We start from the raw sequence: 20670 nt of genomic DNA on the forward strand, positions 1-20670 counted from the left end.
ATAGTACATTTTATTTTAAATCATTTTTTATTTTAAACTCTGAATATCATGAAACGCAAAGCAACAGCCGTATGGAATGGTGACATCAAAACAGGCGCAGGACACATCACGACCGGAAGCACCGTCCTGAACAAAACACAATACTCATTCAACAGCCGCTTTGCCGACGGCATCGGCACTAACCCCGAAGAACTGCTTGCCGCAGCCCATGCAGGTTGTTTCACCATGAAACTGGATCTCGACCTGAGCCAGGCCGGATACACTGTCGACTCACTGGAAACACAGTCGGTTGTCACACTGGATAATGGTAAAATCACAAAATCCGAGCTAACATTACAAGCGAAAGTGCCCGGCATTTCGGAGGAAGAATTCCAGCTCATCGCCAAAGGAGCCGAAAAAACCTGTCCTGTCAGCCAGGCATTCAGTTTTGAAATCGTTTTAAACGCGACTTTGGTTTAGTCCGCATACATCACAGCAAGTGCGACATCCGGCTTTGAACGGGTGTCGCATTTGCTGTGATGACCGTTTGGTAACCTGTAAATATTTCATTATAAAAACAAGTACTACAATGAGTTACTTAAAATTTGCGGGATGATGATATAGCAATTACCGCGAGATTTTTTTTAGTTTTGTGACAACTATGACAGATTTTCATAAACCACACTAGCTATGCAGTCCTCCATCCCTACAATTAAAAAACAATGCGACGGAAATCAATGGGCTACCCTGATTCCGTCATTGATCTCCACGTCTATGGGCGGCGCCGTGATTGGTGCCAGCATCGCCAACATTTCGGGTGCACTGGCTGGTGGAGCATTTGGCATCTTCATTGCGCTTTGCTCTGAGTACAAAAGCAATAAGGCTCTAATCAGCAAAGGTCAGTAGCAATTGATCGATGTACTAAACTCAATTATCAGGGATGTTCTGGCTCCCAAGATCATCTTTGCATTGGCTGGATTGGGAAGTGTTTCGTACCTGCTTACCTTCTGGTATCAAAACCGTTTTGTTCAAACCAATCTGCCTGATCTGATAAGCACGGGATTTCAGATTGTATCGATGACCAGCGGGTGCAGGTTGGTCCTTCGTGTGTTTATGGACTTTTGTAAACCAGAAGCAATATTAGAAATGGATAAGTTTTATACCGGCTACGGAGGTGCCGCCGTTTTGTGGATTTCAATTACGACCTTAAAAAAGCGCTTTAAAAATCCGCATTGCTGATACACTCCTAAGATTCTAAATCTGTCAGCACTTTCCGAACCAATAAAATCCATTTTTTTGTTGCCTGAAGACAACACGCAACGAGATCATGGATACTTTTTTTAAAAGAATGGCTTCCCCAACCGGCGACCTTACGCTGATTGCCACAGACAATGGCCTGAGAGCCGTACTCTGGGATTACGGAGATGGGGAAAAATCCAGCATCGAGCGGGGCATCGAAAAGCCAGACCATCCATTATTGCTGGAAACGGAGAAACAATTGAACGAATACTTCGCCAGAAAGCGCAAAACGTTTTCGCTACCACTCGACTTCATTGGCAGCGATTTTCAAAAACAGGTTTGGGCAGCATTACTCATCATTCCATTTGGTGAAACACGGTCGTATGGCGACATCGCCCGTCAAATCGGCAACCCTGAATCCGTGCGGGCTGTGGGCGGAGCGGCCAATAAAAACCCAATCCCTATTATCGCTCCCTGCCATCGCATGGTGGGCGCAAGTGGGAAACTGGTAGGCTTCGGCGGCGGGCTGGAAAACAAGGCTCTGCTGCTCGAACTGGAAGCGCCATACCGCCAAACCACGATCTTCGACTGACCAGACCACAGTAAATGGCTATCCACACGTCACGGTCTTTACCTATATTTAGTCAAAAAAACTCCCATGCTGGATATTGTAATTGAAGCCAGAAAGGCGGCTATCAGCGAGTCGGTGGTAGTGAAACGGATCCTTCCTTTCCGTCTCCGGCGAATGGTCGGGCCGTTTATATTTATGGACCACGCGGGGCCTTTGGGTGCGGTTCCGGCCAATCCGTCGTCGCTGGATGTGCTCCCGCACCCGCATATCGGGCTTTCCACGGTCAGCTATCTATTTGACGGTCAGGTCACCCACCGCGATAGCACAGGCGTGCAGCAGATCATCCGTCCGGGCGAAGTCAACTGGATGACAGCCGGCAGCGGAATTGCCCATTCGGAACGGTTCGAAGATCCTGCGGCTCTGGCTGGCGGCCTTGAAATGATCCAGACCTGGGTGGCCCTGCCAGAAAAAGACGAGGAGGCCGCGCCCTCGTTCAGAAATTATGCCAAAAATGAACTGCCGGTATTCACCGACCGAGGAGTGTGGATGCGGCTCATTGCAGGTGATGCATTTGGACTATCCAACGGTGTGCAAACACTTTCTCCCCTATTCTACCTCCATGTGGTACTGGAAGCAGGAGCCACCTTCCGTATTCCCGATGGCTATTCAGAGCGGGCTATCTATGTAGTGAAAGGATCTGTGGAAACCGGCGGCTATTTCTACCAGCCGGGTCAGATGCTGGTTTTCAATAAAAATGCAGAACCCACTGTCAAAGCGAGGGAAAACACTACCTTAATGCTCCTGGGCGGCGAACCGCTGGGTGAACGGTTTATTTGGTGGAACTTTGTGTCTTCACGGAAAGAACGTATCGAACAAGCAAAGGAAGATTGGAGACAGGGCCGCATTCAGCTCCCGCCTGCCGATGATCACGAGTTTATCCCGCTGCCGGACGAATATTCACGCCCAGCCGGATCCCCTCCCCGACCGGAGCCACTATCCTGATATTCAGTCCTGTAACTTTACTGCTGGGCTCTCAGAACAAAGCCCTGTAATCGTGTGGTTACAGGGCTTTATATCAACCGGCAAGCCTGGAAGGCGGCACACCAAACATTTTTTTGAAAGCAAATGAGAAATGTGAAAGGTCTTCGAAACCGATTTCAAGATATACATCGGAAGCTGCCCGGCCTTTCTCCTTGATCAGGTAATGTGCCTCCTGCAACCGCCTTTGCTGTAACCAGCGGCTGGGTGAGGTGTGGAATATATGTTCGAAGTCCCGTTTGAATGTGGCCAGACTGCGTCCCGTCAGGTAAGCAAAACGGCTCATCTGCACATTAAAATGGAAGTTTTTGTTCATAAACGCTTCCAGATCGATCTTGCCCGGCTCGCTGAAATCGAACAATATGTCTTTCATCACCGGTGATGAGCGAAGCAGGATCATAATGGCTTCCCGCACTTTCAATGCCTGTAAGTCCGCATCTATCAGTTGGTCGTCCTCACTGTACGGCATCAGCGAATCCATAAAACCCTTTACCAGACTTCCTCCTTTCAAAGCGATAATGGACCCGGCTTCCTGGCTTCGCCCATGATCGGCCTGGTAACCATGTTCCATGGCAAAATTTCTCAGCGTTTCCTGTTCCAGGTACACCGAAATGGATTTAAAAACGCCGTTTGCCGGCGGCTGCTTGATGAATTTGATCAATTGATTACGTCGTATAAACCGGCAATCCCCTTCTTTAAAAACATACTCATCGTCGCCGTTATTGATCGTGAGCGTACCGGAGATCTGGTAACTGAATACGTGCTCGGGCGCAAACTGCTCTCCCTCGCGGTTCCGGGTGAAATAACACGAATACGCGATGGGAGATGTCTGTTTATTGGATTTCAAATCGGCCATAAACAAATTTAGGAATTATGCGTCCGTTTTGCCGCCGGTGTACCATTTGCCCATCGAAGTTTCCAGAAAATCCTCCGATTCGCGGTGGTCGGTCGAAAGGCTCACGTGCTCCCACGCTTCCATTTCAGCCTTCCGGGCCTGGTCAGCTATTTTCAAAATACCAATCGCCTCGCTGCCAAGTACAAGGTGAACGGGCGGTGCAGGATGCGCTGCTAATGCTACCATCACCTCCGCGGCCTTTTCGGGGTCACCTACCGGCACAAATTTGCCCGATTTAAAATAATCGGTACGCTGGCTCACCATCTCGTAACCCTCGATCTCGCGGGCATAGGTCATGGAGGCGCCCGCCCAATCGGTGCGGAAACCGCCCGGCTCCACGCTGGTAACATAAATCCCCAGCGGCGCGACTTCCTTGGCCAATGCCTCGGTGAAGCCGGCCAAACCAAACTTGGCGGCCTGATACATCGTAAGTCCCGCATTACCAACCCGGCCGCCTATCGAGCTGATCTCCAAAATGCGGCCGCTTTTCTGCTTACGCATATAAGGCAATACGGCGCGCGTGATTTCGATCGGCGCATAAAGGTTTGTTTCCAACTGGCTGCGTACCTGCTCCTCGGTGTATGCCTCAGCGGCTCCGATGACGCCGAAACCTGCATTGTTCACCAGTACATCGATACGTCCGAAATGGGCAACAGCGTTGGCCACAACATGATAAACCTGTTCGTAGTCGGTTACATCGAGCGCTACCGGGTAAATCTGGTCTCCAAATTCGGTAACCAGGGTTTCCAACTGGCCAATATTCCGAGCGGTAGCAACTACTTTATCTCCGCTTTTCAAAACTGCTTCTGTGAGGTTACGTCCCAGTCCGCGGGAGCTACCTGTAATAAACCATACCTTTGTCATTGTCTTTGTGTTTTAAGTACAATACAAAAGTAGCCTGCTACGTGCGCCGCAACTTTGTTGAAAAGCTCAGAGTCGCTTTGTTTAAAAGCTCATCGTTTCAATACATAAAAGAAGATCTCCGTCCGAATCGTAAAACCCAGCGACTCGTATACGCCTATCGCCCGCTTGTTATCCGCCTTCACATGCAGGAAAGGCTGTTCACCGTTCTGTTGAATGCGGTTTACCTGCCGGAGCAGCAAATGTCGCGCATAACCTTTTCCCAGGTGATTGGGATGGGTGCAGACAGCGCTGATTTCCGCGTGGCCCTCTGGATGCATGCGCTGTCCGGCCATGGCAACAAGCCGTCCATCGTCGAAAATTCCTTCGTAATGACCAAAACGGATAGTTTCCGTCGAGAATGGCCCGGGAGCGGTAAGACTTGTCAATGCAATCATTTCCGGGACATGCGCCGTTGTGAGCGGGACAACTGGCGGACCGTCCGACACTGGACCCGCCAGGCCGTGGTAGAGCATCTGATAGCCCGGTACCACTGCAAGAAGCTCCCACGGATGGGGAATTGCCACGTTTTCGTTACTGACGAATATGATATTATGATCAAAGGGAATAGCCTCATACAGCGCCGGCAGCCCTTCCAGCGCAGGTCCCTCCACCGCCGCGAACGGCGAAACTTCCGGTAGAAAGTATGCCGATCCATCCTGTACATGCCCAAGCGCACGGTTGTGTGTACGTAGCGCATGCCAGGCAGGATTGTCAAGAATTTGTTTCATTTCAAATAGTCAATGCTCAGGCTAATTGATGTCAGCCATCTGTTTCAGGACTCAACAACCGCCATACTTGCTTTGTTACATCCTCGGGACAAAAAAAGTAAGCGCGGAAGCCTGGCCGCAGGAATGGCCCGCAGCTGGTTCGGCGCTGGCAGGTATGCTGCGCCCCGCATTTGAATGGAGCATCGTTTATGCCAGAGCGCCAGGGTTCCCCCGGCGCTCTGGACAGAATTACAAACCCAAAAAATCGCACATCACTTTTTGACCATCACTTTATGAGATCCCTGCGAACCGTCGGCGTACTTGGACACCAGAATGTACATTCCCGGCGCAAGGCCCTTCAGGTCGATTTCGGTCTGCGTACCAACTCCCTGGTAGACTACCGCTCCGCTTGCCGAGATCATTTTCACGCCTTTGATTGTATTTGGGGAGCTGGAATGGATGAAGAGCCTCTCGCTCGCGGGATTCGGGAATATTGATAAGCGTTCCTCGGCCCCTTCTGCAAATTCCGGCTTCAAGGCCAGTCTGGAAGTAATATCTTCGGCAGGTGCCGGAGATACGCTTTTTCCTTCTACATACACCTGCACATAGCGCCATGGCCCGTATACCTGGCCTGTCAGGGCGAGCGCAGGTTCATATCTGACGCGCGCCCTTAGTTTTGTTTCGGGATTTAATTTAGTCACAAGCGCTTTCAGCTCTGTTCCTGCCGCGGTAAGATCTGTGAATACAGGCTGCGAGCCAGTCGACTGTACACTATTGCTGATCGGTGTATTGGGATTACTGGAAAAAGGCTGCCCGTTACTTTTGGTTTCCCATACCAGCTTACCTTTGTTCCTCCCCAGGAACGACCGGCTTTTAAGACCAGCCGCAAAATTAGGTTGAGAAGCATTTGGCGCATAAGGTGTAACCATGTCTGCATTGTACAGTCTGACCCTGCCCGGTTTACCTTGCAAAATATTGAACCAAATCGGGTCCTGATATTCCGCGCCCCCGTCAAAAATATGTACGGTTCCTACATCCTGGTTGATGCCGTCGCGCCCCGGAATGCCCACGATGACATCCGAAAAGCCATCTCCGTTTACATCGCCTGCCCCCGACACTGATGTGCCCATCTGATCCAGGATCGCATCACCCATTACTTCCCAGTTCGGGGGGACTATGCCACCAGCCGGCACTCCCGGAATCACCGTAAAGCCACCTCTCTGCGCCGTCAGGTGGGATAGTTTGTTTTCGCCCACGATAATATCGCTGTAACCGTCGCCGTTGACATCGCCAGCACCGGATACAGAAATGCCAAATGCAGCATTTGCCCAGTTACCGGGGTAAAATCGTTTGTTTGCTTCCGTAAAGCCGGCCGATGCCCCAAGATACACCGCTACCGAACCTTGTTTAGACAATCCATGCTCGGGAATACCAATTACCGCGTCGTTGAAACCATCCCCGTTTACATCACCCGCAGCAGCAACCGACATCCCGAAATGCACATAAGCATTATCGTTCTTGAAAAAAGTACTCGAATTGTCAACACCGGTTGAAGAGCCATAATAGATCCAGGCCGCGCCACCTTCAACGGCACCGGTATTGGTCGTCGGCGCACCGACGATCAGGTCGTCGTACCCGTCGCCATTGGTATCTCCCAGGCCGGCGACGGAGGTACCCATACTTGCATTGCTATTTTTCCCAGGTAGGACTTTCGGGACAGTCCCCACCCCGGTTGACGAGCCATAGTAAACGTATGCAGCACCCCGTGTGTCATTGACCACTTTGTATTTGGGCGCTCCTACCACTATGTCTGCATAATTATCCCCGTTGAGATCTCCCGCGCCACTTACGGAGGTTCCAAACTTCGTACCTCCCAGTGGCTCGTACAACACCTGGAAATTAACGGTATCAATTCCCGTTGCGGTACCAAAGTAGATCCTCACCTCACCGCCATTAGGCACATTGCCATAACTCGGATTTCCTATCACGACGTCTGCGTAACCATCCCCGTTCACATCTCCGGCGCCAGATACTGCGCGACCGAATATTACCGTCGTTAATTTGTGCGGGGCATTGTACCACGGCGGTTTAATCCCCTCGGTCGATCCGTAAATAACGCAGGTCCGGCCTGGGGTGAGCGGATCAGCCCCCGGAGCACTGATGATGACGTCGTCGAAGCCATCGGCATTGATATCCCCGGCGTTAGCCACTGCCGATCCGAACCGCCGTGCAGCGACCGAGTCGGCTACCATGGTTTTGGCCGTCAGATGACCAACCAGGCCCCCACCATGGTAGACCAGCGCCGTGCCTTCATCGGTTTGGCCATTGTCGTAAGCATATGCACCAATGATCAGATCGCTATATCCATCGCCATTGACATCCCCTGCCGAAGCCAGGGCAGTACCCATCCATGCTTCGCCCTGTTCGCCCGAAAAGACCGCATTTCTGACCGGAAAGTTCTTCGTAGGGTTACCATAATACATAAATACTGCACCCTCATTGCTCTTGGTTATATCGTAATACCTGGCACCGATCACAAAATCACCGTACCCATCTCCATTCAAATCGCCAGCACCCGCCACGGCCCATCCGAACTGTCCTTCTTTCTGATAACCTACGAGCGTTCTCTTGTCCCCGATTGTTTCTCCCAAAGTAGAACCAAAATACAGGAAGGCTGCCCCCTCGTTGACCTGGCTCAGCTTATATTGATACGCACCCAGCAGTACATCGGAAAAACCGTCTCCATTGACATCACCCACCGTAGCAACGGAATGTCCCAACCTTGCATCGATCTGATTGGCTTCCACTTTGAAAGGATTTGCCGTGATAATACCTGCCGCGCTTCCTTTATATACGAAAACCGCTCCTTCGTAGAGTTCTCCGTTGGTGTACAACCTAGCACCTACCAGCACGTCGCTGAAACCGTCGGCATTAACATCTCCGGCCGACGATATGGCATAGCCCATCATCGCATTGGCCTGGTTCGCTTCCAGCGCCACGGGATTTCCCCCGACGCCCGCTGCATTGCCATAATAGAGGAAAGCTGCACCCTCATTGTTTTGGCCATTGTCGTACTGATGTGCGCCGGCCAGGATATCGCTATGCCCGTCGCCGTTGACATCCCCGGCCATAGCCACTGAAATACCCAGGTTGGCAGCACTCTGATTGATTTCCAGTATCTGGGTAGGGTTCGTATTTAGACCAGCCGCACTACCAAGGTATACCAACACGACGCCTTCGTCGGTTTGCCCGGCATCGTAATAAGGCGCACCCACAAGCACATCGCTGTATCCGTCCTTATTAACATCACCGGCACTGGACACCGACATACCTGCCTGCGCATTGACCTGATTGCTTTGCAGTACGGTCGCCGCAAGGCTCAGCCCACCGGCCGTTCCGGGAAACACAAATGCCGCACCTTCGTCGATCTGCCCGTTATCGTATTTGGGTGCTCCCACGATCACATCGCTGTACCCATCGCCATTGACGTCGCCTGCGCTGGATACCGAGTAGCCCAGCCATGCATTACTTTGATGGATTTCAAGTCTTTTATTGGCATTAGCCGGTCCACCTCCCACGATCGGGTCGATTGTTACCGGGAATGTGGCGTTTTCGACGTCGGCTGTAATCTCGATCCGATTGTTTTGATATGCCAATGTCGCGTCCAGGATCTGCCCGTTCGCGTCCCAGCATTTCAGTCCGTTGTAGGTGAGCTCCCGGGACTCTTTCCCGTTAATAACTTTGGTTATAAAGCGAAGTTCGTTTTCTTCGTTATCCAAAACCTCTGCTCCCTTTACTTCCAGCTTAACGGCTAATGATTTCAGTCCGGCAGGAGCACTTTCAATAATAAAATTTTGACGGACACCATCTTCATTATTAATAAACTCCTCCGAAAATGGACCGTGATCAATGACTACTTTGTTTGCGGAACTGTTTACACGGCTATTCTGCGATACCGCGTAAAGCAGTTTACCGTCGCCAAAAATTCCTTGATTGAGGAGTCTCAATGTAAAATCCGAATGGGTCGAATCCACTCGCTTTTTTACCGTCAACAAGCCGGGCGCATAAGTAGCCCGCAAGTTCTGTTTGCGGTTAGGGCTTTGAAAAACGCCGGCTTGTTCGTCGAAAGTTACGTGATACTCGCGGCTAGCAATTACCTCCCGGATGCCGGATAGCGCACTGTCGGGTAATAAGGCTTCATCTTTACCTGGCATTTCTGCCAGCATTACAGTCGTGGCTGATTTTTTGAATGTGAGCGTTTCGTGGATCTTTTTGTAAAACAATAGACAAAAAGCAAATAGAGAAACGAAGAGCAATTTGTAGCGGTTTTTCATCGGCAATTGTTTGATACAGATAGTTGATAACTGGTTCAATACAAAACAAATAGTTATGTTGGCCGAATATAATTGCTGTAACTATTACTACTACGATCTAATTATGTAGCGGTAAATGATATGATAATTCGTATCAAAATCATCCAGGCGCGGCGCCTTTTCCGTAACGCGACCGAATTTCTATGGCACGGTTTTCGTATGGATATCAGGCGATTTCCAACCCGGATCAGCCATGCAAACAAACAAAACCGACCACTTTTTTTATCGCAATAGCCTGTCTATCGTCTTCATATCACTATTTCTGATGGCGCTGGTGGCGCAGGTTTTTTTTGGATGGAAACAGCACAATCAGGAGTTGGAAGAACTCGGTAGTTCGACGCTCGGATTAGGGCAATACCTTACCAGCGGTCACTTTTTCTCCGCGACATTCGAGAACTTCCAAAGCGAGTTCCTCCAAATGGCGCTTTACGTCATTCTGACTATTTCACTTCGGCAAATCGGGTCGGCGGAGTCCAAAGACCTCGTCAAACCGGAGGAGGTCGACCGGGAACCAGACCCTGGCAGGAAGGACGCGCCCGGACCGGTGAAACGCGGCGGGTGGCGGCTGCGTGTTTACGAACATTCCCTTTCCATCGCTTTTGTTTTGATGTTCCTGCTCAGTTGGCTTGGTCACCTTTACGGCAGCTTTATCGATTTTAATGAAGAACAAGCGCTCCATGGGCAACCGCAGAAGGACTTAGTCGCATTTCTGGGAGAGCCGGACTTCTGGTTCGAAACTTTTCAAAACTGGCAAAGTGAATTTTTGTCCGTGGCATCCATTGTGGTATTGTCTATTTTCCTGAGACAAAAAGGCTCCCCGGAGTCAAAACCCGTGGATGCGCCCCACATGGAAACCGGCAAATAGATCCGTTTCACCTGGGATATGACAAATCAGCAATTATACCTTGGAACCAGTGGCTTAGTGCTGCCCTACAAAAACAGCCAGGCCTATCCGCCTGCTTACGAAGGATGGAGCCGGCTGCGCATTTACGGCGCGCTTTTTAACTCTATCGAAATCAATTCTATTTTCTACAAACTCCCGAAAGCATCCACAGTGGCGCAGTGGAGCAATTCCACGGACGACCATTTCCGGTTTACATTCAAATTGTGGAAGCAGATTACCCACAGTAAGTTGCTTCAATTCGCGGAGTCTGATCTTGAAAAATTCTTCGAGGTTATCGAAGGAGCCCACGACAAACAAGGGTGCATTCTTGTGCAGTTTCCGGCCTCAGTCAAGCGGGTAATGTTCGGGAAAGTCGAAACATTGCTATCCGTTATACATAAAACCAACCAACGCCGTTGGCCGATAGCAGTCGAATTCAGGGATGCTTCCTGGTATAACGAGCAGACCTACGAACTACTGAATGCACATGGTGCTGCCATGGTATTTCATGACAAGTCGGGCAGTGTGTCGCCCCAACCCATGTTGGACGCCCCGTACCTCTATCTGCGCTTTCACGGGCCGGGAGGAAATTACAAGGGAAGCTACGATCAAGGTCTGCTTTTCGAATACGCCGGTTATATCTCCGATTGGATCAATGAGGGAAAGACTGTTTATGTCTATTTCAACAATACGATGGGATCGGCACTGGAAAATCTAAGAACGCTCGAAAAATTCGTAGAAGAACGGTTTGAGGGTAATGGGGGCTGATTCTCTACTCGGCTGAGCGATTGAATATTGCATAAAAAAGCACTCACGAAAGATTCGCAAGTGCTTGATTTTCAAGTGATCCCGTTGTGATTCGAACACAAGACCTACTGCTTAGAAGGCGTCAAAGTGATTAATTTTGGCAATATTTCTGCTTATTTCTATTGACCAATATCACTGCATATCAATCAATTGCACTATTTGTTTAACTCCTGTTAGTTTTCAGTAGTGTTTGAATGACTATATTTACACTGTTAGTTTCATTGATAGTGTCGCATTATATGAAAAGACCTTCCTTCTCAATTTATTTTGACAAACGAAACATGCCCGAAGGCCGGTATCAGGTTAAATGGTCCGTCTATTTCGAGGGAAAACAGCGCCTTTACGCCTCTGGACTTGTACTAACAGATGGTCAGGTGGACTTCCTAAAAACAAACAAGAACGGACTTTCAGGCCGGATCAAGGATGATAGCCTTAGAAACTTGTGGAACCAGGTTTACGGCACTGAATATATCGACGAACCGTCTGGAATAAAAAAAGATTCCATAACCGAGCGAGCCCGGAAATCCCTTGCAAAGTTGGACGCGTTTTTCAGCTTCGACCTGTTTGCCCAAACTGTAATCGGGAGCTACCAGCCAGAAGAAAAGATCGTTTACTCGACTGACCTTTTAGAGGCACTGAGGGACAGGGCATCAAGGTTCACTGAACAAGGAGACATATCGAGCGGAAATATTTCCAAAACTGCGGCGCGAAGCTTTGAGCGATTTGCGATCTATAAAAAGATCACAAATGCGAAGGCACCGAAAGTTCCAATGCATATAGTTACCAAAGCTTTCCTGCGGGACTACGAAAAATGGATGCTAAGGTTTGGCAAGGCTCCGAAGGCCAAAGATAAGCCGGAAACACCCGCCTCCATCACTACCATTTCAATGAATCTGCGCAATGCAAGAACTGTATTCAATGAAGCCATTGAGGCGGGCATTCTTGATCGCGATTTGTACCCATTTGGGAAACGAGGATACATCATTCCGGCAGCGAGGAATACAAAGAAGGCACTCAACCAAGATGCGATATCGGCGATCTTCCACTTCGAATGTAAATCTGAGTCGCAAGAAATGGCCCGCGACCTCTGGGTGTTCTCCTACCTCTGTAATGGAATGAACTTCATGGATATTTGCCACCTGAGACGATCGAGTATCAAATTGGGCGGCGCGCACCTGGAATTTATCCGGGAAAAGACCAAAGATTCGAATCGCCAAAATGTAAAAACAACCCGCGTGCCACTTTTACCAGAATCATTGGCTATAATTGATCGATGGGGCAACGAGGACAAAAACCCGTCGGCCTACCTGTTTCCGTTTCTGGATGACAGCATGACACTCGACCGGCAAATGAGGACCGTAAAACAAGTTATTTGGAGAACAAATAAACACTTGGCGAAGATAGCTGACGCACTTGGATTCGAAGCGAAATTGCGCACGTACGAGGCGCGGCACTCTTTTGCTACTACCCTGCTCAGGTCTGGCGCGCCGATGGCGTTCATTTCCGGAGCAATGACCCACTCATCGGTTAAAACCACCGAGCAATATTTCGGGGCATTTGAAGTAGAAGAGGCAATGGAATACATGAGCGCCCTTATCCCAAAATCAAAGAAACAAGAAAGCCAGGATTCGTAAACCCTGGCTCAAAATTACGCCCGCTGTTCAGGCCAATGCCAATGAACCACGCGGTAGATCGCAGCAAATCCGGTCGGGTTCAGCTTTCTAAGTAGTGCCGTGGCCTCCGTCATCGTCAGCCTATCCTCCGGCTTTGCCATGATCAGCTCGTTGGTCTGCTCATTGATGCCGGCAACGTTCTCCCAATAATCCGTGTTCTCCGGAGTAAACCGGCGAATTTGAACAATGTGTGGGCCATGATGTCCAAAGTCTTTTTCCATAGTGATGATGAAGTTAAATTTGACTCCAATAGTATCAATAATTCAGATACTATCAAAACCAAATTCTATAAATCAGGGGCCATAAGCCCCTTTTTTATGTACAACACCTGAACTAAATCGAATGGCTATTTGCTCAAATCGGAGACCCATCCCGATTGGCTCATTATCTTGAAAAGCATCGCCCGAGACTTCACTTCATGGCCGTACTGATTGTGATGTTGATTACCAGCTGTATAATGCCAGGAGTTTGACCCTTGCGTCGTCTCAACGGAAACTGTTTGCCCTTCGTAAATACCTCCCCAAATAAGTTTTGCATAGTAATCGTAGTCATCGCAGTAAACGACCCCCTCTGCCGCTGCGGCCGCCTGACTTGCCGCTCGAACCGAAACATAAGGAGCGTACTGATTCCCGCCTAACGTGTTTGGATTCCAGTTGTCGCCACCGGTTGAATAATTCAGGTAATTGCTGCCCGAGATCACTACCTTGGAAACACCCTCAGAGAATACAGGCGTTGTGTTGACAGCAACCCGAGCCCAGCCAGATACACCGGCCTGCGGATTTCGATATTCCCAAACAGATTGGATAGGACTTGCCGAGTTATTCCCGGCCACATTATCGTGCTGCGTCGACAATGTTTTGGCCGCTCCCGAACTTGTATGATTGTCCTGCATGATCACAAACCGCTGCCCAGGGAAGCCGTTTGCTGGTAGTTGAGATTGATTCCAAAGCGAAACTCCCAGGCCGAGACCCGCGCCATACCCTACAACCGCATATTTAGCAACTTTAATAAGCGCTTGCTGAGTAGCCTGCATTGCAGCCTGGGTAGGTGCGGCGATCGAATATACTGATGTGTTGTTCGGGTTTACCGACCAATTGCTATCTACTGTCGCAATCTGGCCTGTTCCTGAATACCCGGTGATCGTTTTGCTTTGCCCGGATCCTGTTCCTGACGTAATGGAAATAACGCTACCCACAAACGAGTTCAATACTGTTGTTGCCGCAGCGCGAAGAGTTATTGTGTTGGATGCACCCGCCTGCGCCGTCCCTGTTTCCGTGTCGGCCGGTCCATTCACATCGCCGTCAATACAAATTATTGCAGGTCTTTCGTACATAAAAAATACATCCGATCGGCCCAAGAACTGCGCTGCGGTTTGCCCTGAAATAGCGAATACTCGCGGAAAAGTCAACGCGCCCAACCGGTTCAATTGTTCAGACAAAAGCGAATACCACATTCGCCCTGGCGACACGCCGTAAATGGCGCGCGGATCGGATTGGCTGTGACCTATCGCTAAAATGGGATAGATGTTTTTTCGAGCGGGATTAGTTTGTTGCTTTCTCATTTTATCCGTTTCCAAAACATGAATAATTAATAACTGATCCGGCGTCGGCAAAATGGCTCCAAGTCGTGCTATTACCGCTTAGCGCCGTGCCTATTTCAGATACCACGACCCTTATTGTTTTATCCGCTGGTATCATTTCAGACCACACGACAAGGCTGTTGTTTCTCAAAGTTACCCGGTGCGGATTCGCTAGATCAGTGTTTTGGTAAAAGACTGATTTAAACCCGCGAACACTGGCTGAAAAAGAAATAGGTGCCGAAACATTTGTAAGCACTCCCTGCGCAAACGCCACATCAAGACGGGTAGCCGGTGCATACCCCGCGCGCGCCTCGCCCAAAAAACCGTAAAGTATTAGAGTTTTCGCCACAGTTGCATCGGGAAATAGTATCACTTCAACGCTGTGCGCCGTGTCGGGTAGGTCATCGGCAATAATAAAAAGTCCTTCGCGATCAGCGGGACCTGCAACGTTAGTGAATCGAGGCGCAAGGCTGATAGTTGGAATATCACGCGGCACACCATCAATCCAGACAGAGAAGGGAGGGGTTTGCGAGTTTCGTCGGTACCGGATACCAACGACGCGGCCGAAAATCGTAGTCCTTAAAGCGCACCCGTTAGTAAGTCCAGCAACAGTAGACATATTCACAATCTGCCCGGTACCATCGCCATTGGTAAAAATATTGTAAAGATCAGTGATCGCCGCACCGGTGCCTGACAAAACTGTTGAGTAGTCGAGCGACGCCATTGGGATTTTCACCAAATCGCCGGTTACGATCTTGGCCCTTATAACGCCTTCATTGGTGCCGTCATCTAGAACCCCGGCAATTTGCCTATCATTCGTATTTAGTGCCATTACGCTTTGTAGTTAAAGTCCATACCTAACAATGCTTCCCCCTTGCCCGGAACATACCTGTACCACGAATCTTCGCCTTCATAATATGCTTCGTCGGCCGCTACGTAAATTTCTCTCGCCCGGGATCCTGAGAAGTACGGCACTGCTGCTGCGTATGTCGCGACGTCAATTCGCTCTGGCGAATTCTCAATGGCGACGTTCATAGCATCGACGGCGATCGATGCGCTATTTGCAGCCTCTCCCGCCTTTTCCGTTGCTGTATTTGCATCCTGACCGGTCTGAATCCGATCTGCCGCAGTAGCCGCCCGGTCGCCGGCAGTCTGCACAGCATCCTCAGCGGTTTGCGCAGCTTTTTGAGTAGCAATATCGACTTGCGCCTCAACAAGTTCTAAGCCCATTACCTCAACCACGGTTACCTCGCCGTCAGCTATCGTCACGTGCGTTTCTGATTCCTCTTGCTCGCCGTACCCAATCAATACCCCGAGTTGCCCGCCTAAGATCGTGTCGCCATCCAAAACCAAATACTGATCAACAATCTGCGGTAATTTTGCGAGTAACGCTGGGCTGTATGTGTACGTAACCCGTTTTCCGGTAACTGAGATTTCTGGATCGATGCCGACAATGATACTTCTGTCGCGCCTTACCTGCATCTTGATCTTATCCGTTGCCGGTAGCGGGTAGCTATCAGGGAAAACAACAGTATGCGTATACGGATTATCCCGGAATACCGTATGCCGGCGCATGTTGCGTGGTAAGTTGTTCATCGTCGATTAATTAAAAGTTTTCCCATTGAAAGTGCATGCCGTCCTTTGACGCTGCTGACCAATCAGCCCCGCATATCCACCCGATATCTCGCCACACCTGTAAGAATTCCGCGGACCAGGTAACCTTTCCGCGGAACGGATTGAGCGCGGCGTTCAAATCTATGGCGATACCCCACGAATGCAGAGATATTCCAGAGCTGCCGCGTTTCGTTCTGATATTGAATACACCGTCACAACTCACGATTTCGACGTGCAGGCCGAGTTCAATCAGTTCCCGTAGGGTTCTTTCCAGCGGCACCTGAATGAGCTTGTTCAGATAGATTTTCGCGGGCATCGCCGGGATTGCTTCGCGGATGTCTGCCGGAACAATCCAAAGCTTCATCCACTTCCTTTCAAAGCCGAGCCTGTCTTTATACGGATCGCCAAATTTGGCAATCAGCTGCGCCTGTGTTTTCATTACCACCCGATTTTAAAAAGTAATCTCCCGAGCCAATCCTTTTTCGCGCGGCATCCCTTATACACAATCAGGCGCTCAGTAAGCAGCGCAGCAAAAAGGAATATGAAAGTTGCAGCCTGAGGCCCGTACCAAATGCCAGCAGCGCAGAACAAAACAACCAGATACCTGTAAAGCTTCCGCCCTAGGGTATCGGTTCTGCGCCTGTTAAGCGTCTTATGTGAAACAAGTGTCAGTACCAGGATGAACAAGCAAACTGCTATCGTCACCACATTAAGCAGGATTTCCATTTTCGTTGTCAATTTTTTTGAGAAGCTTCCCACGGAACGCGTGTATCACTTGTTCGAAGCTGTAAACTACTGTACCTGTGATCATCGCGGCGATCGACGGATTTGTTACACCGAGCCAATGCAGGACAACACCCGGAACAATCAAGGCGCTTACCAAACCCATGATCAGCATCGAGATAACCTTCCTCTTCGAGGGCGCGACTTCGGTTTCATAGATCCGGTACAGCGTAAATAGCGTTGCGGAAAAAAATGACACAATCCACATTTCCGGGGGGACTCCTAACCGTTTAAATAATTCTTCCATGAGCTATTCAAATTTTCAAGCCTATCAATAAACCACCAGCCACGCCGATACTCAAACCTATCCGGAAACCTTTCCAGAAACGGGTTTTTGCAACTTTGCTTTCCTGGCGGCGCGCGGCATCAAGACTTTGTTTTTGCAGCTCAATCTGCAAGCCTGACAACCGCAATGCGTTTCGTAATTCTGAGACTTCCTTTCCTTGGTATTCATAGGCTGATCTTAAACTGATAAAAGTGGGCTTTAATAGTTCGTACCGGTAGGCACTATCAAGGAGAGCGTTTGCGTATGCTGTCTGCTTTTCGGACGGCGTTAGCCCAGATTTCTGCGCCCAGGCGGGTGCGCTCAGTAGAATCAATGAGAGTATCATTGTACACCTTCGCGTATTTTTCAGCCTCTTCGAGATATTTTCTTGCGATGTCTGCATGGTTTTCGGCCTGTTGAACATGTAGGTTGACACTATCCATTAGCTTTTTTTTGGTCAGGATCTCAGTATCTCTCTTACGCCACGATATCCACCACAAAACCGCCCCGACCAGTGTCATAACTGCGAATACTGCGACTACCCTATGTATATCGATTTTCATAGCTATTGCTGATAGATTTCCAGTACCTTATCTCGCACCCACCGATTCGGCCAATATGTATCCGCATGAGTGGATTGCGTGAAGATCGTCCCGGCGTATTTGAATGGCAGGATGAACGTGCCGACGCCAGATGCGGCCTCGCTGATATACTGCCCATCTGTGAACATTACGCCCACACACCAATCGCTCCAACCGGGTGAGCATTTCGTTTTCAGGATATTGAAAACATTCTCGGATAGCACGCGTCGGCCTTTGAAAACCCCACCGTCCCGGATCATGGAAATAAAGTTCATCCACTCGCTTTCCGAGCATATCAGGCCGTAGCCAGCAAGCGGATTGTCTGGATCTTGCGCCGGAGGTCCTTCCTGATATGGATTGTACTGCGCGCTGCCCATTTCGCAGGGAGCGCGCAGGATTTCCTCGAATAGGTCTTTCCACTTTTTGCCAGTGACGATCTCGGCCATCCTAGCAACCACTTGATAAGAGGATGTCGAATAGATAAATTTCTCACCGGGCTTAGTAAATCCGGGTTTCTTAGCCAGTTCATCGACGTAAAATTCGAGTGACTTCTTCCCTTCGTTATCCGTATTATCGGGTATGCCAGACAGGTGGCCCATTATCTGCCGGATCGTGATCCCGGCGCGATCTGGCAGATCCCACGATTTGATCACATCGCCAACGCGAGTATCCAGAGAGAGGAGTCCTTTGTCAATCAGGTAGGAGATGATAACACCCGTTGTGAACTTCGAGTGCGACATTACCTTCAACCTGGAATCCTTGTTGTACTGCCCCACTTGCAGCGAGTAGAGCGTGCCAGTAGGTGATTTCAGTTCAAATACGTAGCTCCAATTGTATTTGGCCGCATTGCCTTCCAGGATCGATTTAACCGGCGAATAGTCCTTTGACGGTTGCGGAGCCGGGCCGCCGCCGTCACCTACCTCCGGGCTTACACCGCCCCAATAATCGTTATGTGTGTATTTGGTGTACTTCTCGTAAGGGTTGATTCCCTCCATTAAGTCCTGACTGTTACGAACTTTCTGAGTAACCTCGACCGATACGGTATTGGAGTCATCTATCTGTGGTCTCAGATATGGTTTGCCTATCCAGCTTACATGCAGGTCTTTAAGCGTTGGCCCCCAATTGAGTATCTCCCGAACCGAAAAGGCCATTGCGGTATGCCCGAAACGCAGACCATGAGCATACAATTGCTCCAAGGCCTGTTTAACAGCATTGTAATCAGGATTGGCTTTCCCATAACTCGGATCACGTCCGGTCGTTTCTCTTTCGTGGCTTGTATCACTAGGATCGACCTCTGCCGCGCTTATACCATTGGGGAAATTACCCAAATTGACAGAGTTGCATCTGAATTTTGCGACAAAATCCGATACCCCGTCACCTTCCGATCCATACGCGCCATCGCCAGCCCCAGCGATATATCGGATTGGTGCATTGGCCGTTGACCTGAGTTGCCTGTTTGAAGCCGCCGCGTAAGGATAAATACATGGAAGATTAGAAACGGACTTTACCGCTTTAACAAAGAAGGTATATTGTTTAGCTATGTTGTAGGTCTGGAACCTAGCAAATTCAAGCCCCAATGGGTTATTAAAGTCAGGGTGAGGCCAATCAATACCAGGCCCCTCTATCATTGGAGGGCGGCCAGGATTCGCGAGACCACGACGTTTAACAAACTCGTTAAATTCCGAAAGGTTGTCATCCGAAAAATCCCCGGCAGTCCATATACCATTGAAGTTACTAACATGGTTTACCAGCTCGCCTGTATGCCCCCCGAAAAGGCTCATGTAGCCTGCCTTTTCGTAGGTTGCTAGCGTGGCGGCGATATCCTTGATAGCGCCCTCCATAAGCTTGTTTACCCGGTCGCATCCATATCCCGCCCAAACTCCGACGTTGGGTTGATCCCTGGGGCCTTCCATGTAAAGCTCACCATTGGAGAATTTTACGATTTCTTCCTCCCGGATGAATCCATCGTTTCTCTTCCGCTTAGCTAGGAAGGCAATACTCAGCGATAATCCGCGCTCTCGGCAAAATTGAATGGTTCTTTTTAACGCTTCTGTCTGATACTTGCCTTTTTGGGGCTCATATCCATCCCAATGAATCCACAGCGCAATTCCGGTAATCCCCCACCCCCAATCGTATTTAAATGCATTAATCCTTTCCAGCCAGCTTTCTTTATCCTCCGATTCCAGACTACCTTCCTTAATGCCGTACCTAGCGTCAGGATCGAACCCGCCGCCAGTGGTGCCCAATATGAATTCGTACTTGGCGTCTTTATCGATGACTGGCGGGCCGTTCGGCTGTCCCGGATTCCCATTCTCGCCGGTCGGCCTTGGAACCGTAAACGACTTGCTATACACTTTGCTCTTACAGGTCTTACCCGTGAGCTTCAAAGTATAGTCGCCAGATTCGAGCGAGAATGTGATCGGAACGGTATTGCTTTCCAGATCCTTATCGCCCGAATTGCCGCCCGCTTTCTTCAATTCTCCTTGGTAGATAGAATAATTCCATCCGAATACACCATCCCCGTCAAATACAATGGTAGCGCCGCTCTGAGTGATGTTGAAAATACGTTCAGGTATCGGGCCGCGCTTGCAGCTGTCTAACTTCGGTTCCTCTGGTTTCGGTTCTTCCGGTGCCTTTACTTTAAACAGGCTGTCAACATAGGCTTTTTGCCGTGCCTCAGCGCTTCTAATCTTCGAGTCGATGATCTGATCAATCGACTGCGCGGAGACAGCCTGGCAGCAAGCCAGCAGTACCGCAATGAGCAGGTTTTTCATTTATTA

Annotated in this window: 19 protein-coding genes; 7 read left to right on the forward strand and 12 right to left on the reverse strand. The window is 49.7% G+C overall.

Annotated features, from left to right (window positions below; all coding sequences use genetic code 11):
• The first annotated feature begins 48 nt into the window (after positions 1 to 48).
• The 4 genes from AAHB90_RS25145 (at position 49) to AAHB90_RS25160 (ending at position 2791) form a co-directional block, all read left to right on the forward strand.
• Positions 49 to 459: an OsmC family protein gene (locus AAHB90_RS25145; RefSeq protein WP_342087987.1), complete on the forward strand. Its 411-nt coding sequence runs from the start codon at positions 49 to 51 to the stop codon at positions 457 to 459.
• Between the two features lie 210 nt (positions 460 to 669).
• Complete coding sequence (locus AAHB90_RS25150; protein ID WP_342087988.1) at positions 670 to 885, forward strand: hypothetical protein; 216 nt, start codon at positions 670 to 672, stop codon at positions 883 to 885.
• Positions 886 to 1306: 421 nt separating this feature from the next.
• Entirely contained in the window at positions 1307 to 1810 is a 504-nt protein-coding gene (locus tag AAHB90_RS25155; RefSeq protein ID WP_342087989.1) for a methylated-DNA--[protein]-cysteine S-methyltransferase, read from the forward strand.
• A gap of 66 nt (positions 1811 to 1876) precedes the next feature.
• Positions 1877 to 2791 carry a pirin family protein gene (locus AAHB90_RS25160; protein ID WP_342087990.1) on the forward strand — a complete coding sequence of 305 codons (915 nt, stop codon included), beginning with the start codon at positions 1877 to 1879 and terminating at the stop codon, positions 2789 to 2791.
• Positions 2792 to 2864: 73 nt separating this feature from the next.
• On the opposite strand, the gene AAHB90_RS25165 is transcribed toward AAHB90_RS25160, so the two are convergent.
• From AAHB90_RS25165 to AAHB90_RS25180, 4 genes are all read right to left on the reverse strand, one after another.
• Positions 2865 to 3683 carry a helix-turn-helix domain-containing protein gene (locus AAHB90_RS25165; protein ID WP_342087991.1) on the reverse strand — a complete coding sequence of 273 codons (819 nt, stop codon included), beginning with the start codon at positions 3681 to 3683 and terminating at the stop codon, positions 2865 to 2867.
• A gap of 15 nt (positions 3684 to 3698) precedes the next feature.
• On the reverse strand, positions 3699 to 4586 hold the full coding sequence (locus tag AAHB90_RS25170; RefSeq protein WP_342087992.1) for an oxidoreductase: 888 nt from the start codon (positions 4584 to 4586) through the stop codon (positions 3699 to 3701).
• Positions 4587 to 4675: 89 nt separating this feature from the next.
• Entirely contained in the window at positions 4676 to 5353 is a 678-nt protein-coding gene (locus AAHB90_RS25175) for a GNAT family N-acetyltransferase (RefSeq protein ID WP_342087993.1), read from the reverse strand.
• A gap of 251 nt (positions 5354 to 5604) precedes the next feature.
• Positions 5605 to 9666: an FG-GAP-like repeat-containing protein gene (locus AAHB90_RS25180; protein WP_342087994.1), complete on the reverse strand. Its 4062-nt coding sequence runs from the start codon at positions 9664 to 9666 to the stop codon at positions 5605 to 5607.
• A gap of 232 nt (positions 9667 to 9898) precedes the next feature.
• Between AAHB90_RS25180 and AAHB90_RS25185 the strand changes: the two genes are divergently transcribed.
• The 3 genes from AAHB90_RS25185 (at position 9899) to AAHB90_RS25195 (ending at position 13029) form a co-directional block, all read left to right on the forward strand.
• Positions 9899 to 10570 carry a DUF6766 family protein gene (locus tag AAHB90_RS25185; protein WP_342087995.1) on the forward strand — a complete coding sequence of 224 codons (672 nt, stop codon included), beginning with the start codon at positions 9899 to 9901 and terminating at the stop codon, positions 10568 to 10570.
• An 18-nt stretch (positions 10571 to 10588) separates the two neighbouring features.
• Positions 10589 to 11356 (forward strand): DUF72 domain-containing protein, encoded by a 768-nt coding sequence (locus AAHB90_RS25190; RefSeq protein ID WP_342087996.1) that lies wholly within the window; start codon positions 10589 to 10591, stop codon positions 11354 to 11356.
• Positions 11357 to 11634: 278 nt separating this feature from the next.
• A complete protein-coding gene (locus AAHB90_RS25195) occupies positions 11635 to 13029 on the forward strand; it encodes a tyrosine-type recombinase/integrase (RefSeq protein ID WP_342087997.1) in 1395 nt (464 codons plus the stop codon).
• A gap of 14 nt (positions 13030 to 13043) precedes the next feature.
• On the opposite strand, the gene AAHB90_RS25200 is transcribed toward AAHB90_RS25195, so the two are convergent.
• The 8 genes from AAHB90_RS25200 to AAHB90_RS25235 form a co-directional block, all read right to left on the reverse strand.
• A complete protein-coding gene (locus AAHB90_RS25200; protein ID WP_342087998.1) occupies positions 13044 to 13289 on the reverse strand; it encodes a hypothetical protein in 246 nt (81 codons plus the stop codon).
• 125 nt (positions 13290 to 13414) lie between these two features.
• Positions 13415 to 14629: a hypothetical protein gene (locus AAHB90_RS25205; RefSeq protein WP_342087999.1), complete on the reverse strand. Its 1215-nt coding sequence runs from the start codon at positions 14627 to 14629 to the stop codon at positions 13415 to 13417.
• A gap of 1 nt (position 14630) precedes the next feature.
• The gene (locus tag AAHB90_RS25210; RefSeq protein ID WP_342088000.1) at positions 14631 to 15479 is read right to left on the reverse strand and encodes a hypothetical protein; all 849 of its coding nucleotides are present in this window, start codon (positions 15477 to 15479) and stop codon (positions 14631 to 14633) included.
• Complete coding sequence (locus AAHB90_RS25215) at positions 15479 to 16243, reverse strand: hypothetical protein (protein ID WP_342088001.1); 765 nt, start codon at positions 16241 to 16243, stop codon at positions 15479 to 15481. Before AAHB90_RS25215 ends, AAHB90_RS25210 begins: the two co-directional genes overlap by 1 nt.
• A 10-nt stretch (positions 16244 to 16253) precedes the next feature.
• Positions 16254 to 16700, reverse strand: a complete 447-nt coding sequence (locus AAHB90_RS25220; protein WP_342088002.1) for a M15 family metallopeptidase — start codon at positions 16698 to 16700, stop codon at positions 16254 to 16256.
• Positions 16701 to 16970: 270 nt separating this feature from the next.
• Entirely contained in the window at positions 16971 to 17291 is a 321-nt protein-coding gene (locus tag AAHB90_RS25225; RefSeq protein ID WP_342088003.1) for a hypothetical protein, read from the reverse strand.
• A 7-nt stretch (positions 17292 to 17298) separates the two neighbouring features.
• Positions 17299 to 17712, reverse strand: a complete 414-nt coding sequence (locus tag AAHB90_RS25230) for a hypothetical protein (protein ID WP_342088004.1) — start codon at positions 17710 to 17712, stop codon at positions 17299 to 17301.
• Positions 17713 to 17874: 162 nt separating this feature from the next.
• Positions 17875 to 20664: a serine hydrolase domain-containing protein gene (locus AAHB90_RS25235; RefSeq protein WP_342088005.1), complete on the reverse strand. Its 2790-nt coding sequence runs from the start codon at positions 20662 to 20664 to the stop codon at positions 17875 to 17877.
• Positions 20665 to 20670: the final 6 nt, after the last annotated feature.

This window comes from Dyadobacter sp. OTU695 (genome assembly GCF_038440355.1).
GTDB lineage: Bacteria > Bacteroidota > Bacteroidia > Cytophagales > Spirosomataceae > Dyadobacter.

What these genes read in the sequence shown, in the direction of transcription:
- AAHB90_RS25145 (WP_342087987.1), top strand. Translation starts at nt 49, where the DNA reads ATGAAACGCAAAGCAACAGCCGTATGGAATGGTGACATCAAAACAGGC.
- AAHB90_RS25150 (WP_342087988.1), top strand. Translation starts at nt 670, where the DNA reads ATGCAGTCCTCCATCCCTACAATTAAAAAACAATGCGACGGAAATCAA.
- AAHB90_RS25155 (WP_342087989.1), top strand. Translation starts at nt 1,307, where the DNA reads ATGGATACTTTTTTTAAAAGAATGGCTTCCCCAACCGGCGACCTTACG.
- AAHB90_RS25160 (WP_342087990.1), top strand. Translation starts at nt 1,877, where the DNA reads ATGCTGGATATTGTAATTGAAGCCAGAAAGGCGGCTATCAGCGAGTCG.
- AAHB90_RS25165 (WP_342087991.1), bottom strand. Translation starts at nt 3,683, where the DNA reads ATGGCCGATTTGAAATCCAATAAACAGACATCTCCCATCGCGTATTCG.
- AAHB90_RS25170 (WP_342087992.1), bottom strand. Translation starts at nt 4,586, where the DNA reads ATGACAAAGGTATGGTTTATTACAGGTAGCTCCCGCGGACTGGGACGT.
- AAHB90_RS25175 (WP_342087993.1), bottom strand. Translation starts at nt 5,353, where the DNA reads ATGAAACAAATTCTTGACAATCCTGCCTGGCATGCGCTACGTACACAC.
- AAHB90_RS25180 (WP_342087994.1), bottom strand. Translation starts at nt 9,666, where the DNA reads ATGAAAAACCGCTACAAATTGCTCTTCGTTTCTCTATTTGCTTTTTGT.
- AAHB90_RS25185 (WP_342087995.1), top strand. Translation starts at nt 9,899, where the DNA reads ATGCAAACAAACAAAACCGACCACTTTTTTTATCGCAATAGCCTGTCT.
- AAHB90_RS25190 (WP_342087996.1), top strand. Translation starts at nt 10,589, where the DNA reads ATGACAAATCAGCAATTATACCTTGGAACCAGTGGCTTAGTGCTGCCC.
- AAHB90_RS25195 (WP_342087997.1), top strand. Translation starts at nt 11,635, where the DNA reads ATGAAAAGACCTTCCTTCTCAATTTATTTTGACAAACGAAACATGCCC.
- AAHB90_RS25200 (WP_342087998.1), bottom strand. Translation starts at nt 13,289, where the DNA reads ATGGAAAAAGACTTTGGACATCATGGCCCACACATTGTTCAAATTCGC.
- AAHB90_RS25205 (WP_342087999.1), bottom strand. Translation starts at nt 14,629, where the DNA reads ATGAGAAAGCAACAAACTAATCCCGCTCGAAAAAACATCTATCCCATT.
- AAHB90_RS25210 (WP_342088000.1), bottom strand. Translation starts at nt 15,479, where the DNA reads ATGGCACTAAATACGAATGATAGGCAAATTGCCGGGGTTCTAGATGAC.
- AAHB90_RS25215 (WP_342088001.1), bottom strand. Translation starts at nt 16,243, where the DNA reads ATGAACAACTTACCACGCAACATGCGCCGGCATACGGTATTCCGGGAT.
- AAHB90_RS25220 (WP_342088002.1), bottom strand. Translation starts at nt 16,700, where the DNA reads ATGAAAACACAGGCGCAGCTGATTGCCAAATTTGGCGATCCGTATAAA.
- AAHB90_RS25225 (WP_342088003.1), bottom strand. Translation starts at nt 17,291, where the DNA reads ATGGAAGAATTATTTAAACGGTTAGGAGTCCCCCCGGAAATGTGGATT.
- AAHB90_RS25230 (WP_342088004.1), bottom strand. Translation starts at nt 17,712, where the DNA reads ATGCAGACATCGCAAGAAAATATCTCGAAGAGGCTGAAAAATACGCGA.
- AAHB90_RS25235 (WP_342088005.1), bottom strand. Translation starts at nt 20,664, where the DNA reads ATGAAAAACCTGCTCATTGCGGTACTGCTGGCTTGCTGCCAGGCTGTC.